This window comes from Paracoccus zhouxuedongae (assembly GCF_041927815.1).
In the GTDB taxonomy this organism is placed as follows: Bacteria; Pseudomonadota; Alphaproteobacteria; order Rhodobacterales; family Rhodobacteraceae; genus Paracoccus.
In genome coordinates this window covers 488,325-501,478 of sequence record NZ_JBHFHM010000001.1, presented here as the reverse complement: position 1 = coordinate 501,478, position 13,154 = coordinate 488,325, and the positions used below count along the sequence as shown (strand labels likewise).

Here is a 13,154-nt window from a genome sequence, read left to right as displayed (position 1 = left end):
CGATGGCAGCAGGCAAGCTTCCGCATTCGGTGCTGTTTTGCTGCGATCACAACGCGATCCGCTCGCCCATGGCCGAAGGGCTGATGAAGCGGCTGTATGGCACCGATTGTTACGTTCAGTCGGCGGGCGTGCATAACGACATGGACATCGACGGTTTCGCGGTCGCCGTCTGTCAGGAGGTGGGCGTCGAACTGGCCCGCCACCGCACCCGTTCCTTTGACCAGATGCAGGAATGGGGCGATGACCTGTCAGCCTTCGATCTGATCATCGCCCTCACCCCCGCCAGTCAGCGCCGCGCGCTGGAGCTGACCCGCTATCACCATCTGGATATCGAATACTGGCCAGTCATGGACCCGTCCGGCCTAGCCGAAAGTCGTGAATCGCGCCTCGCGCTCTATCGGCAGGTGCGTGACCAGATTAAAGATCGGATGATTGACCGTTTTGGCCCCCCGAAGGAGACGACATGACCGCCCAGAACCAGACCCGCGCCCTGATCGCCGCCTATTTCGACGCTTTCAACGCAGGCGACACCGGGCGGATGCTGTCGATGGTGGCTGATGACATCGCCCATCACGTCAACGAAGGCCAGATCCGGCGCGGCCGCGATCTGTTTGCGGCCTTCAACGATCACATGACGCGCTGCTATCGTGAAAACCTGACCGATATGGTGGTTTTCGCCAGCGAGGACGGCACGCGCGCCGCCGCCGAATTCGTGGTGAACGGCACCTATCTGGCAACCGACGAGGGCCTGCCGCCCGCGCGCGGCCAGACCTATGTGCTGCCGGCCGGGTCGTTCTTCACCATCAAGGACGGCAAGATCGCGCGCATCACCACCTTCTACAACCTGGCCGACTGGCTGAAGCAGGTCTCGGCCTGATGGTTCAGGTCCGGGCGCTGACCGGCGATGCGCTGGATGCCGCGCTGGAAGATGTGGCGCGGCTGCGCATCGCGGTGTTTCGCGACTGGCCCTATCTGTATGATGGCGATCTGGATTACGAACGCGATTACCTGCGCGCCTATGCCAGCCCTGGCGCGGTCGTGGTCGGGGCGTTTGACGGCGCGCAGCTGATCGGCGCGGCAACGGGCGCCCCGATGCAGGACCACGCCGAGGATTTCGCCGCCGCCTTCGCGAACCGCCCCGAACCCCTGTCCGACATCTTCTATTGCGCCGAATCGGTGCTGCTGCCCGATTGGCGCGGCCATGGCATCGGCCACGCCTTCTTCGACGAACGCGAAGCCCATGCCCGCCGCCTTGGTCATCGCCATTCGGCCTTTTGCAGCGTGATCCGCCCCGCCGATCACCCGGCCCGGCCTGCCGATTACCGCCCGCTGGACGGGTTCTGGCGCAAGCGCGGCTACGCCCCGCTGCCCGGCGTGATCGCGCAGTTCCGCTGGAAGGACATCGGCCAGCCCGATCAGACCGACCACCACCTGCAATTCTGGATGCGCCCGCTATGAAGATCACCATCGCCGCCGCCGCCTATCCGCTGGACTGGTTCGACGACTGGTCAGACTATGAGGCCAAGCTGACCGCCTGGGTCGAAGCCGCCGTTTCTTCTTGGCCCGAATGTCCCGCGGGGGGCAGCGTCCCCCCCGCCCGCAATCCATCGGGCGCCCCCCCCGCGCAGCTCCTGGTCTTTCCTGAATATGGCGCGATGGAACTGGCCTCGCTGGCCGGTCACCCCGCCGCCTCGGATCTTGAGGCCTCGCTGCGCGCCGTGGCCGATCTGGAACCGGCCCGCGCCGCGCTGCATGATCGGCTGGCGCGCCAGCACGGCATCCATATCCTTGCCGCATCCGGCCCGGTCTTTACCGGCGCGCGCCCCGTCAATCGCGCCACGCTTTATGGCCCGAACGGCCCGATCGGCCATCAGGACAAGCAAATCATGACCCGCTTTGAACGCGAGGATTGGGACGTGACCGCCGATCCCGCCTCGGGTCTGGCGCTGTTCGACACCGCCCTTGGCAAGATCGGCGTGCTGATCTGTTACGACAGCGAGTTTCCGGCGCTTGGCCGCGCGCTGACCGAGGCCGGGGCGCGGATCATCCTTTGCCCCTCTTGCACCGACAGCATCGCCGGTTTCACCCGCGTGCGCATCGGTGCCATGGCCCGCGCGCTTGAGGGGCAATGCGTCACCGTGCAATCGCCGACCGTGCGCCCCGTCGACTGGAACCCCGCCATCGACGAAAACCGCGGTGCCGCCGCCATCTACGGCCCGCCCGACCGCGGCTGGCCCGAAACCGGCGTTCTCGCCGAGGGCAAGCTGGACGAACCCGGCTGGGTGATCGCCACGGTCGACCTTGATCTGGTCGCCCAAAGCCGCGCCGATGGCGCCGTGCTGCCCTTTGCCCATCACCCCGAATCCGCCGCCAGCGCCGCCCGTGGGGTCCGCATTGTAAAAATGCCTTGAAAATTGCGCGTTTCAGGCGCATGAGGTGGCCGCCCGCATTTTGACGGGTAATCCCTGATGGAGTGACCATGGCCAAGGAAGAAATGCTCGAATTTCCCGGCGTCGTGAAGGAACTCCTGCCGAATGCGACGTTCAAGGTCGAGCTGGAAAACGGCCATGAGATCATCGCGCATATGGCAGGCAAGATGCGCAAGAACCGCATCCGCGTTCTGGCCGGCGACAAGGTGCAGGTGGAAATGAACACCTATGACCTGACGAAGGGGCGGATCAATTACCGCTTCAAGTAAACGGCTGATCCTTGGATCGGCCAGCCCGCGCAGGCTGGAATTGCTGGCGCAGATCGGCGTCATTCCGGCGGCGGTGCGCGCCCCCGATATAGACGAGACCCCGCACCGGGCCGAAGGCCCGCGCGCCTATGTCACGCGGATGGCGCGGCAAAAGGCCGAGGCTGTGGCGCTGAACCCGGATGAGGTCGTGCTGTGCGCCGACACCACCGTCACCCTGGGCCGCCGCATTCTGGGAAAGCCCGAACAGGAGGGTGAAGCCCGCGCCATGCTGATGGCTTTGTCGGGTCGCCGCCATCAGGTGCTGACCGCGGTCGCGCTGCGCGGCGCGGGGTTCCTGCGCGAAAAGCTGGTCATCACGACCGTCCGCTTTGCCACCCTGACCCCGGCGATGCTGGATGATTACATCGCCAGCGGCGAATGGCAGGGCAAGGCGGGTGCCTATGGCATCCAGGGCCGCGCCGGGGCCTTCGTGCCGTGGCTGTCGGGCAGCTTCACCGGCGTCGTCGGCCTGCCCCTGGCCGAGACCCGCGCGATGCTGGCACATGAAGGATTGGTCGCATGAAGGGTTCGATGATTGTTCTGGGCAGCTTCCACGGGCATGAGGCCGCCGCGCTCATGATCGACGGTCGGCTTGAGGATCTGCTGATCGACCCGGCCGATGCGCTGCCCCTGGCCCCCGGCGCGATCCTGCGCGCCACCGTCGACCGCCCGGTCAAGGGCCAGGGCGGCGTCTTCGTGCGCCTTCCCGGCGGCAGCGGTTTCCTGCGTGAAACCGGCGGCCTGGCCCCCGGTCAAAGCCTGCTGGTGCAGGTCTCGGGCGTGGCCGAACCGGGCAAGGCCGTGCCCGTCACCACCCGCATCCTGTTCAAGTCCCGCTTCGTGATCGTCACGCCGGGCGCGCCGGGCATCAATATCTCACGGGCGATCCGCGATGCCGATCTGCGCGATGATCTGACCGCGCTTGCCGATCAGGCGATGGCGGGCAACCCGCACGGGCTGATCCTGCGGTCGGCCTGTGACGGCGCGGATGAGACCGAGATCGCCGATGATCTGCTGGCGCTGCGCGACCTTGCCCTGGCGGTGATGGCCGATGACAAGGGCGGCCCGGAACTTCTGGTCGATGCGCCCTCGCCCCAGGATCAGGCGTGGCGCGAGTGGCCCGAGGCCGAGGTGATGGACGACGCCCCCGGCGCCTTTGACCGCCATGACCTGCCCGACCAGATCGCGGCGCTTCTGCGGCCCGAGGTCGCGCTGACCGGCGGCGGCAGCATGGTGATTGAACCCACCCGCGCGCTGATCGCCATCGACGTGAACACCGGCACCGACACCAGCCCGGCGGCCGCGCTGAAGGCCAATATCTCTGCTGTCCGCGACCTGCCGCGCCAGTTGCGGCTGCGCGGCCTGGGCGGTCAGGTGGTGGTGGATGTTGCGCCGATGCCCAAGCGCGACCGCGCCACGCTTGAACAGCAACTGCGGGCCGCGCTGAAGCGGGAATCGGCGGAAACCACGCTGGCCGGTTGGACCCCGCTGGGCCATCTTGAAATCCAACGCAAACGCGACCGCGCGCCGCTGTCGCTGGTCCTTGGGGGCAAGGCATGAGCTGCCCGATCTGCAAAAAGCCCACGGACGCGCATTACCGGCCCTTCTGTTCCAAACGCTGCGCCGACATCGATCTGGGCCGCTGGCTGACCGGTTCCTATGTCATTCCGGGCGAGCCGGCCGAGGTCGCCGAAGAAACCCCGCGCCCGGCGGATGTCGACGACAAATAAACGCATTTTGCGACTGGACAGCCCCGCCGCGCCGGGCTATTCACCCCGCACCAAACGGTGCCCAGATAGCTCAGTTGGTAGAGCAGCGGATTGAAAATCCGCGTGTCGCTGGTTCGATTCCGGCTCTGGGCACCACTTTTTCCCCTGATGATTGTTGCGATGGCGCGCCTGTTCGGGCCGTGTCTTTTGGCGCATCGCCCGCCGGCGCGGGGTGATCTGCGCCGCATCCGTCACTGTGTGATCTGCGCCGCACGACCCCGCGCGCGCCCTAGCCGATCAGCCTGCGGAACAGGTCCGTTGCCTGCGCCAGATGGTCCGCCGCGCGCGGCGCGTCGGGATTGTTAGCGCGCGCCAGCTTTGGCAGTGATGGGCGGTAGCTTTGGCAGTGAATATTTTTCTTCACCGCCTGCGCGACACGCCTCTTCACCGCCTGCGCGACACGCCTGCTGTCAGGATCGCAGCCAGCACGGCACCGGCGACAGCGGCGGCGCGGCGGCGGTGATGCCAGGTTGCCCAGACCAGGGCCGCGCCGAGGGCGACGGCGGTCGCGTCGACGGCACCGTCGAGCAGGTCCACAGGCCTGCCGTCATAGAGGGCCAGCGCCACCTGGCCGCCCTCGACCCCGACCAGGTAGATGACGGATGTCCAGATCGCGGCGAGGCCCAGAGACAGCCGCGTGGCCGCCAGCGCCAGCGTCACCGCCGCCCCCAGCGCTGCATGGGCCAGCAGGACAGACGCCCAATAATGTGCGTCGGACTGGGCCTCGGGGCTGCGCATCAGATCCATCAGCCAGTTCATGACAGCCGCTCCGCCAGCCGTGCCATCACCGCCTCTTTGGTGGCCCCGGCCAGCGTCATCTGCACCAACTCGTCGGCAATCGCGCGCATCATCGCAAACGTCGCCTCACAAGCCTCGGGCGTGGTCTGCTGATAGATGCGGATCTGCGCCGCCTGGCGCAGGCCGGACAGGAACGCTGCTGCGCCCACCCAGGCGCGGAACCTGGCGTCGATCTCGGTTGCCAGTTGCAGCGCGGTCACGGGCGCGGTCGGGTTGACCAGGCTGATGATCGCGGCCTCAGCCTCGATCAGCTCGGATCGGCCACCCGCCAGGACGCGCACAGCCTCGGGGCCGGTGACCAACCACCTCGCCACCACCAGGGCGGCGGTCAGGCCGTCCATTCCATCGAGGGTCGACAGGCGACGAAGGTAGATGTTTTCCCACTCGTCGGCCGCCACATCGGCATAATACCGACGGCAGCCCTCCAGCACCTGCGCCGGGGTCAGATCCTCGGGCGTCGCGGCTGCCTCTTCGGGCAGGGTTGAATACGCCAAGGCGCGATAATCGATCATGCTGGCACCACCATCCTATAGAGGCGAAGGTTCGTCTTTCCGACGCACATTGCATACATGTTGAAGGTCTGCACCGCGCCCGAGCTGTTGTTCATCAGCAGGCCCTGCGGGCTGTTCAGTTCGCTGTTCCAGAGGAACGGCTGGCGGTAGGTTTTCGGGCCATGCGTGGGGTCCAGCACCTCGCCATAGCTCGTCGGAGCGCTTTTCCCGCCGCCGGTCGAGATCTGGAACGACCTGTTACCGCGCGGCATGGTGGAAATCTCGATCGTCACCCCCAACACCCGCATCCCTGCGGGTGCGGCTGTCAGCGCGGCTGGTGCGGGCGTGGCGAAAAAGCGGTTGGCCGTCGCGTCCCACAGCCCCAGCGGGTCGTATTTGACCGTCATCGGGGCATAGTTCCAGCCGGGGTCGATGGTGCCGTTCCACTGCAATTCGGCGGCAAAGATCAATTGCTCTGTGGCCATCGGGCTGGCACCTGCGGCACCGCGAATATCCGTGGCAGCGGCTGCCATCCCGACGATCCCGGCCGGGCCGACATAGCCCAGAGCGGGCTTTGCACCCGCGCCGCCTGTCCAGTCGATCACGCGCAGCACCACCCGAGCACCATCCGCCTCGGCCGTCATCACAGGGGTCCAGCCAGATGCGCCAGCGAGACCCTGAGGCACGGTCAACGTCGCGCCATCCCAGGACACTTGCGTTCCGGCCAGACCGGTATCGACGCGCATCCCGGTGATCTGGTCGCGCGCCGCATAGGCGGCATTGCGGGCCTCGACACTGGTCTGGGCAGCGTCGGTCGCCACCGACGCGGCACTTTCAGCGCGGCCGGCGGCCGCTGCGGCATCGTCCCGTGCGATCACCGTTCCCGACACCGAGGCATCGAGCAACGCTGCCGCGCTGATCGCCGCATCGATGCGCGCGCGATCCTCGTCCGAGATCGCCCCTGGCGGCCCTTGGACCACCGACAGCGTCTTAACCACATCAACCATTACTGCACCGCTCCCTGATCATGATCGTCCCGTCGTCGAGGCACTGGCGATCGCCATTGCTCCAGGTCACCCAAAGCCGGATCGGATAGGGCCACCGGCGCGGGGGCACGGTGACCGTCTCGGGGGTCAGGAGCAACGCGCAGTCGCCCTCGGCCAGCCCTGCGGCGCTGTCCGGCCCGGCCTGCACCGGCACCGCGATACAGGCCCCGTCGGCCGACAGCTCGGCGACCAGTTGCGCGCCGCCGAAATTGATCGGCTGCCCGCGCAGATCCTCGAACCGCCACCGCCAGCGCTTGCTTTCCGTGACCGTGTAGGTGATCCGGGTTGTCATCCGCTTGTCTCCAGCAGGGCTTGGAATGCGACCACGACAGCCGAGGCGGCATCCTCGGTGGTGGCCAGCTCGATCTGCGCAATCGAGCCGAGCCGAGCAGTTTCGAGCTGCGCAGCGGCGGCGCGATAGACGTTGGCCAGGTTGAGGTAGATCTGCGCGACCTGATCGGGCGTGGTGCCGGTAATCCCGACCTCGGCCCCGATCAGCGGATAGTCCGTGATCTGCGCACCAGTGGTGCCGAGATAGCCGCGCGCCTCGGCCTCTTTCATGAGGTAAAGCGCCTCTTGCCCAGGAATATCGGTTACATAGCGGCGGCGCACGGCTGCCGATGCCTCGTTGATCTGCGCGATGGCTTGCTGCTTGGCCGCCAAAAGATCACTGTTCTTTTGTTCATCCGTGCGGGCATCAATCCATGCTGAGCCATCCCACGTCGCCCACGATCCAGGGGATGGGGGCAGATCGGCAACGCCGCCATCGTGGAAATATGTACTCTCGGAAAAGTGCCCTTCGACATAAACCTCGCCGTCGAACACATTAAGCTCGACATTTTGAATGTCTGGGGCGGTAATCGTGCGCCTGTATACGCCGGTGCTCGCAAGATATACCGTGGCGGTGAGGCTCATTTGTAGGCTCCAAACAGAGCCATCCGCCAGTCTCTGACGGCAGATGTCCCTCTGATGATGAACTGGAGGGTGTTTGCCCCAGCGTTAAAGTTGATCGTTTTCATGAGCATCACAAAGGTATCCCCAGCCGAGGCGGTGCGCATTGATTCGACGACAGTGCCGTTGAGCTGAAGCTCGAAGAGAGCGTAGTTTTGTCCCTCAATGACTGACCCAAAGAACACGACGCCCCGCATTGGGTAGGCCAACGAAATGTTCAGCATCGATCCGTTGACCGACCAGAACTGTGTGATCGATTGATCTGCGATCTTGAGGGTGTCGACCGACAGATCCCGGATCTGGGCCGAGCCGATCACGGCGGACCCCATCTGAGCCTGGTCGGTGATCAGCGCGGCGGTCTTGGTCAGGTTGGTGGCGGTGACCGTGCCGGTCTTGATCATGTCGCCGTCGATGACGGTGCGCCCATAATCGGCGTCGAGCCGGAAATCCCCCTCATAGGTCGCCAGGCAGACCACGTTGGCCCCCATGGCCACGGCCAGTGAGGTTGTCGCGTTCAGAGCGGTCGCGCCCTTGACCCAATAGATATAGGCGACCCCGCTGGACCAGGTGGTATATCCCGCGCTGATCGACGTCGTGGTGACCACACCCGCATCGTTGATCCAGCGCACGGTCCCAGCCGTCCATGAGCACTGGTTGGTGCCCGGCTTGTTATGCTCGAACTGGATGCCGGTCAGGGTGATCGCCCGGTTGCCGATTTCCAGCTTGTTGGCCGATACCGTGTTGGCCGACAGCGCCCCGCCATCGATCCTCGTCTCATCCCCGCCCTTGCGCCAATCAGCCAGGGTCGTGGACCCGGACACGATGATCTTGCCGGGGTCGATCTTCGTCGCGGCGGCATTGATGCGGGCCGCTGGGTCGTTGGCCTGCGACTGGATCGTCGAAAGCGCGGTGCCTGCGACCGTGACCGACCCGGCCAGGGCGGTGCCCGCCATCAGCTTTGCAGCCGACAGGTTCGCAATATGGGCATCGTTGATGATGGCCGACCGGATCTGGGCCGAGGTGCTGATGACCTCTTCAGCCGCCATGTGCCGGGCCTTCAGCACCCCGTCGACGATCAGCTCGCCCTTGGCCTTGACCCGATAGGTCGGCGCGGTGGCAACGACGTCGCCGGTGTTGCTGTCGCCCGCTGCTGCATAGATAAACCGGGCGAGACTGGCCGCAGCAGGCACCTCGCCCTCAATCGCATAGACCCGTGCCGAGTTGGTGCTGGCCATGGCGATCTGGACCGAGGACACATAGCTCAGGTCATCCTTGTAAAACAGGATATTGCCCGAGACCGCCTTTGCGGTTGCGGCATTGTTGACGAAGGATGCCTGGAAGCTCGCATAGAACTGATCACCCGCCGCGACGGGGAAGAACATGCTGGACGCCGAGGAATAGGCCGATGACGGCGTGAACCGCAGCCAGCCTTTGGCCTTGGGCCACGTCTGGCCCGTGCTGGGGACCACCGTGACGTTGGCTGATGTCGTCCAGGAGGACGCATCCTGCAACTGGTTGTCCGGCACCTGGTTGGTGAAATCGCCAATGCCCATCACGCGGGCGGTGACGGCCCCCGCTGCCAGCTCGCGCGTGTTGATCGCCCCGGCGGCCACCGTGCCTGCCGTGACCGCATCCTGGCCCAGCACGTCGGGCGCGTATTTGGCCCCGTCCCAGCGATAGAGCCGCCCCGACAGCGCGACCACCGAGGTCGTCTTGGTCGAGGGCAGGCTGGTCACGATGCTGACCGGCTCGATCCCCTGAGCAAAACTGGTCGCATCGACGATGCCTTTCAGGTCCGCTGCCGTGACCTTGGGCGGGGTGACGGTGGTTTTCGAGACTGTGGCGCTCCAGGCCGAGGCATTGCCCGATGTATCGACCGCCCTCACACGGGCATAGCGCAGCGCCGCATCGGGCAGTTCGAGCGCCGCCCAGGCGGGGCTGGTGGTGCTGGCGACAATCGTCGTGGGAGCGGTCGCTGTCCCGAGCGCGACTTCATAGTGGGAAAAGTCCTCCTCGGTATTGCGCGCCCAGTCGAACCACAGGCTGTTAAACCCGGCTTTAACCGTCAGCCCGGTGGGGGCGGCAGGCGGAATGGTGTCGACGACAGCGCTGATCGTGGCAGCATCCGACCAGAGGGACTTGTTGCCCACCCGGTCGACCTCACGCCGGCGGACGCTGTAAACCACGCCCGGCTTGACGCCCGCCCATTCGTGCCGCGCGGCGCCGGTCTGGAAATAGACCGGATTGCCCGCGCCCTCGGTCAGCTCGAGGTCCGAATAGGCCACGTCTGCGCCAGGCACCGCCCAGGTGGCGGTGATCTTGCCCAGGACAGCGGTCAGGGCCGGAGCGGCAGGCCGAGCGGGCGGCGTGTCGTCGATATCGACCAGAGGCACCAGGATATTCGGCGTCGTAAAACCGACCCAGCCCGTCCATTGGCTGGGCTGGCGCCCGGCGATGAACAGAATGCGCGCCTGATAGGCCGTCGCGGGCAGTATCCCACCCCAGAACAATATCTCGCCCGCTTCGGGGTCGGCCGTGACGCCGCGCATCACGTCAGCGGCGCTGCTGGCGAGGCGGATTTCCCATTGCACCTGCGTGACCCCATCCAGCGCCCACCCGCCCCAGCGCAGCCGGGCGGCCGGGCGGCGCGGCTTGCCGCTATCGTCCAGCACCGCGATCCCCTCGGCCGTGAAATGCGTCGCCACCAGCGGCTCGTCGGGAACGACATCGATGGGCGCGGTCGTGGTGGGCAGGCGATAATCGGGCTGCCAGCTATAATCGGTCGGGTCGACCTCGCGCAGGCTGACCGTGACGGCCAGCGTCACCGGATCTTCGCTGACATCGGCGATCTCGAACTGCTTGGCATCATAGCCGTTGTCGACGCTCGACCAGGTGATGCAGTCGAGTGCTTCCAGGGCCGAGGCGTCGGGCGGCAGGGTGATGATATGGCGACGAAACCGCGGCTCGGACTCGATATAGGCGCGCATCACGCGCTGCACCTGATCGCCATAGGGGCAGGCTGCCATCGACAGGTCGGCGACGCGCCGGCGGCTGTTGTCGGCGGCCTCCCAGGTCGCGTTATAGCGCGGCGGCGCGTCCTTGGTCTGCCACAGCTCGGCCGGGTTGGGATAGCTGGCATGGACTGCGTTATAGGTGTCGTCGATCTCCGGGAAGGGCGTGAAGGTGTCGTCGTGATCCAGCAGGATGTCGTCGTCGGTCAGGAAATAGACCGGCGCGGCCGGGGAACCGACACGCGGCTTCCAGACGCCGCCGACCTCGGCAAAGCTCGCGCAGGCGACCTTGGCCAGCTCGTCGAGGACATCGGCCGGGTGGTCATCGACCGCGACTTCCCACCCGGCCCGATAGCGTGCCGCGCCGTCCACGGTCTCGTCGCAGGTGTTCATGGCCGGGGTCCAGGCGGCCAGCGGCAGGTCGGCCGCATCGATGCCATATCCCCAAGACGGGCCGCCGGCGATCGGGATGCCGCGAAACACGTTATAGGCCATGACCATCGGGTTGCGGCTGGGTGCCCAGGTCGAGGGCTGATCCCACCGCTGCGCACCGTTGCCACCCACGCTTGTATCCTTGCGCGGATCGTAAAGGGGGATACCGCCCATCACGAACATCAGGCGCGGCAGGCCCGAGAACACCTCGCGATCGAGCTTGAACGTGACGACGGCATAGCATGTTCCGCTGCCCACCATATCGGCCTGCCAGGGCCGCTTGGACCGCTGATCCCAGGCCGTTCCGGGGCCATAGGCGGACATCAGATAGGCGTCGGCAGTGGTATCGGCCCCTGCGTGGTAGCGCAGCCAGACCTTGCCCGCGTATTTGCCGATCGCGGGACGGCCCGGCGTGATCGTGGGGATGCCTGCGTTCGGCGCGGCGGGGTCGAGGCCCTGCTGGCTATACCACCAGTCGGGCTTGCCGCTCGGCACCGTGCCGCCCAGGGGGATGGTCTGATCCAACGCCTCGAACTCGACCTCGGTGTCGTCGATGATGAGCTTGTCGAGCGTCATGCTCGGCACGTCGCCGAGGTCGATCACATAGGTCAGGAACGCATTGGGGGTCTTGCCGGACTTGCCATGCGACATCGGCGGGCAGACCATATGGCCGCCCGTTGCATACCAGCCCAGGATGAAGGTCTGGGGCTTGGCCTCGCCATCGGTCGTGTAATCGGTGGTGATGCCGGGCGTGCGGGGCTTTTTGCCAAAGGCCTTGCTGGCCACGCTGCTCAGCGCACTGACCGCGACGCTCATCAGCATCCGACCGGTCAGGGTGGCCAGAATGGACCCGCCCCCCAGCCAGCCCGAAAACACCGAAATCGCAGCACCGACAGCAGGCATTATCGCACCGCCAGGAAAGAGGCCGCCTGCTCGGCGGGGATGAGGCCGAGGCCCGCCTCGGTCAGCACATAGAGCATCTCGCCCTGGACCACGCTGACAGCGCTGCCCGCCCCGGTGTCGATGACCGCCAGATCGCCGGGCATCACCTCGGCGCGCGAGACCTTCGGGAACCATGCCCGTGCCGCAGCGATATGGTCGCTGAAACCCGCCTTTCGGATCAGCTTCACGCCGCCTTCAAAGCTGCTGTAACGCCCGCGCCAGTCTGCCGCCGGGTCGATCCCGGTCACGGCCTCGACGGCACCCGCAGCAAAGAGGGCGCAATCGTGCTGCCCCCAGGCAAAGCCCTCACGCGCGACCCGCGCGACATAGGCCGCCAGCCGTGCCTCCCAATTGTAAACGCGCATCATTCCCCCCATTTGACCGGGGCCTTGCCCGAGACCGTCGCATAACGCATCAGCCGGTCGGGCGCGCCGTTGGGCAGCAGGCGCAACTTCTGGCTTTCGTCGGATTTCTTGAGCGCGAGGCCGCGCGTCCCCTCGATCGCCGAGGTGGCGAGCGTCACCTTGCACTGGGCCTCAGCGCCGTCGCCATCGCCCCCCGTCAGCTCGACCTTGCTGACCCTGCCCTTGAGCCGCCGCACCGGCGTGCCGATCACGGCCAAAGTGTCAGGATCGATCAGCATCCGGTGGATCGTGACAGGCGCGGTGCGCGGGTCATAGCCGCGGATCGCCGTCGCCACCTCGGGCGCCATCGGTGCCAGCACCACATCGACTTTGCGGATATCGGTGCCGATGCCGTGACTGAACGGGCCGATCTTGACCAGCCCGCCCGCGCCGAAATAGGTCACCGTCAGCCCGTCCAGCGTGAAATCAGCGTGATCGTCACCATCCCACAGGCCCAAGACCTCGGGCGCGCCGGTGGCCCGGTTGCGCGCCGAAATCGTCAGCAGATGCCGGACGATGAAGGGCTTGCGGGCAGCCAGATGGGCGGTGGTGGCACTGTCCTGGGCGCGCATC

Annotated in this window: 16 protein-coding genes and 1 tRNA gene; 9 read left to right on the top strand and 8 right to left on the bottom strand. The window is 66.2% G+C overall.

What is annotated here, in order from left to right; translation table 11 throughout:
• The first annotated feature begins 2 nt into the window (after positions 1-2).
• From ACEYYA_RS02680 to ACEYYA_RS02640, 9 genes are all read left to right on the top strand, one after another.
• A complete protein-coding gene (locus ACEYYA_RS02680) occupies positions 3-467 on the top strand; it encodes an arsenate-mycothiol transferase ArsC (protein WP_374797282.1) in 465 nt (154 codons plus the stop codon).
• A complete protein-coding gene (locus tag ACEYYA_RS02675; protein WP_374797280.1) occupies positions 464-877 on the top strand; it encodes a ketosteroid isomerase-related protein in 414 nt (137 codons plus the stop codon). Before ACEYYA_RS02680 ends, ACEYYA_RS02675 begins: the two co-directional genes overlap by 4 nt.
• Positions 877-1,458: a GNAT family N-acetyltransferase gene (locus tag ACEYYA_RS02670; RefSeq protein ID WP_374797278.1), complete on the top strand. Its 582-nt coding sequence runs from the start codon at positions 877-879 to the stop codon at positions 1,456-1,458. The genes ACEYYA_RS02675 and ACEYYA_RS02670 overlap by 1 nt, the downstream gene beginning before the upstream one ends.
• Before the next feature lie 2 nt (positions 1,459-1,460).
• Entirely contained in the window at positions 1,461-2,411 is a 951-nt protein-coding gene (locus ACEYYA_RS02665) for a carbon-nitrogen hydrolase family protein (protein ID WP_374797408.1), read from the top strand.
• 68 nt (positions 2,412-2,479) lie between these two features.
• Positions 2,480-2,698, top strand: coding sequence for a translation initiation factor IF-1 (infA, locus tag ACEYYA_RS02660; protein WP_036716789.1), 219 nt, complete (start codon positions 2,480-2,482; stop codon positions 2,696-2,698).
• Between the two features lie 40 nt (positions 2,699-2,738).
• Positions 2,739-3,260, top strand: a complete 522-nt coding sequence (locus tag ACEYYA_RS02655) for a Maf family protein (protein WP_374797276.1) — start codon at positions 2,739-2,741, stop codon at positions 3,258-3,260.
• Entirely contained in the window at positions 3,257-4,297 is a 1,041-nt protein-coding gene (locus ACEYYA_RS02650; RefSeq protein WP_374797274.1) for a ribonuclease E/G, read from the top strand. The genes ACEYYA_RS02655 and ACEYYA_RS02650 overlap by 4 nt, the downstream gene beginning before the upstream one ends.
• Positions 4,294-4,467, top strand: a complete 174-nt coding sequence (locus tag ACEYYA_RS02645; RefSeq protein ID WP_374797272.1) for a DNA gyrase inhibitor YacG — start codon at positions 4,294-4,296, stop codon at positions 4,465-4,467. Before ACEYYA_RS02650 ends, ACEYYA_RS02645 begins: the two co-directional genes overlap by 4 nt.
• 59 nt (positions 4,468-4,526) lie before the next feature.
• A tRNA-Phe gene (locus tag ACEYYA_RS02640) sits at positions 4,527-4,602 on the top strand.
• Positions 4,603-4,890: 288 nt separating this feature from the next.
• Here the strand turns inward: ACEYYA_RS02640 and ACEYYA_RS02635 are convergent.
• Genes ACEYYA_RS02635 through ACEYYA_RS02600 form a run of 8 tightly spaced genes read right to left on the bottom strand, consistent with a single transcriptional unit; the run spans position 4,891 to position 13,153 of the window.
• Positions 4,891-5,265, bottom strand: a complete 375-nt coding sequence (locus ACEYYA_RS02635; RefSeq protein ID WP_374797270.1) for a hypothetical protein — start codon at positions 5,263-5,265, stop codon at positions 4,891-4,893.
• A complete protein-coding gene (locus ACEYYA_RS02630; protein ID WP_374797268.1) occupies positions 5,262-5,816 on the bottom strand; it encodes a hypothetical protein in 555 nt (184 codons plus the stop codon). The genes ACEYYA_RS02635 and ACEYYA_RS02630 overlap by 4 nt, the downstream gene beginning before the upstream one ends.
• Positions 5,813-6,802 carry a hypothetical protein gene (locus ACEYYA_RS02625; protein WP_374797266.1) on the bottom strand — a complete coding sequence of 330 codons (990 nt, stop codon included), beginning with the start codon at positions 6,800-6,802 and terminating at the stop codon, positions 5,813-5,815. The genes ACEYYA_RS02630 and ACEYYA_RS02625 overlap by 4 nt, the downstream gene beginning before the upstream one ends.
• Positions 6,795-7,133 (bottom strand): hypothetical protein, encoded by a 339-nt coding sequence (locus tag ACEYYA_RS02620; protein WP_374797265.1) that lies wholly within the window; start codon positions 7,131-7,133, stop codon positions 6,795-6,797. The genes ACEYYA_RS02625 and ACEYYA_RS02620 overlap by 8 nt, the downstream gene beginning before the upstream one ends.
• Positions 7,130-7,756 carry a hypothetical protein gene (locus tag ACEYYA_RS02615; protein ID WP_374797263.1) on the bottom strand — a complete coding sequence of 209 codons (627 nt, stop codon included), beginning with the start codon at positions 7,754-7,756 and terminating at the stop codon, positions 7,130-7,132. The genes ACEYYA_RS02620 and ACEYYA_RS02615 overlap by 4 nt, the downstream gene beginning before the upstream one ends.
• Complete coding sequence (locus tag ACEYYA_RS02610; protein ID WP_374797261.1) at positions 7,753-12,138, bottom strand: phage tail protein; 4,386 nt, start codon at positions 12,136-12,138, stop codon at positions 7,753-7,755. Before ACEYYA_RS02610 ends, ACEYYA_RS02615 begins: the two co-directional genes overlap by 4 nt.
• Positions 12,138-12,542 carry a DUF6950 family protein gene (locus ACEYYA_RS02605; RefSeq protein WP_374797259.1) on the bottom strand — a complete coding sequence of 135 codons (405 nt, stop codon included), beginning with the start codon at positions 12,540-12,542 and terminating at the stop codon, positions 12,138-12,140. The genes ACEYYA_RS02610 and ACEYYA_RS02605 overlap by 1 nt, the downstream gene beginning before the upstream one ends.
• On the bottom strand, positions 12,542-13,153 hold the full coding sequence (locus ACEYYA_RS02600) for a hypothetical protein (protein ID WP_374797257.1): 612 nt from the start codon (positions 13,151-13,153) through the stop codon (positions 12,542-12,544). The genes ACEYYA_RS02605 and ACEYYA_RS02600 overlap by 1 nt, the downstream gene beginning before the upstream one ends.
• Position 13,154: the final 1 nt, after the last annotated feature.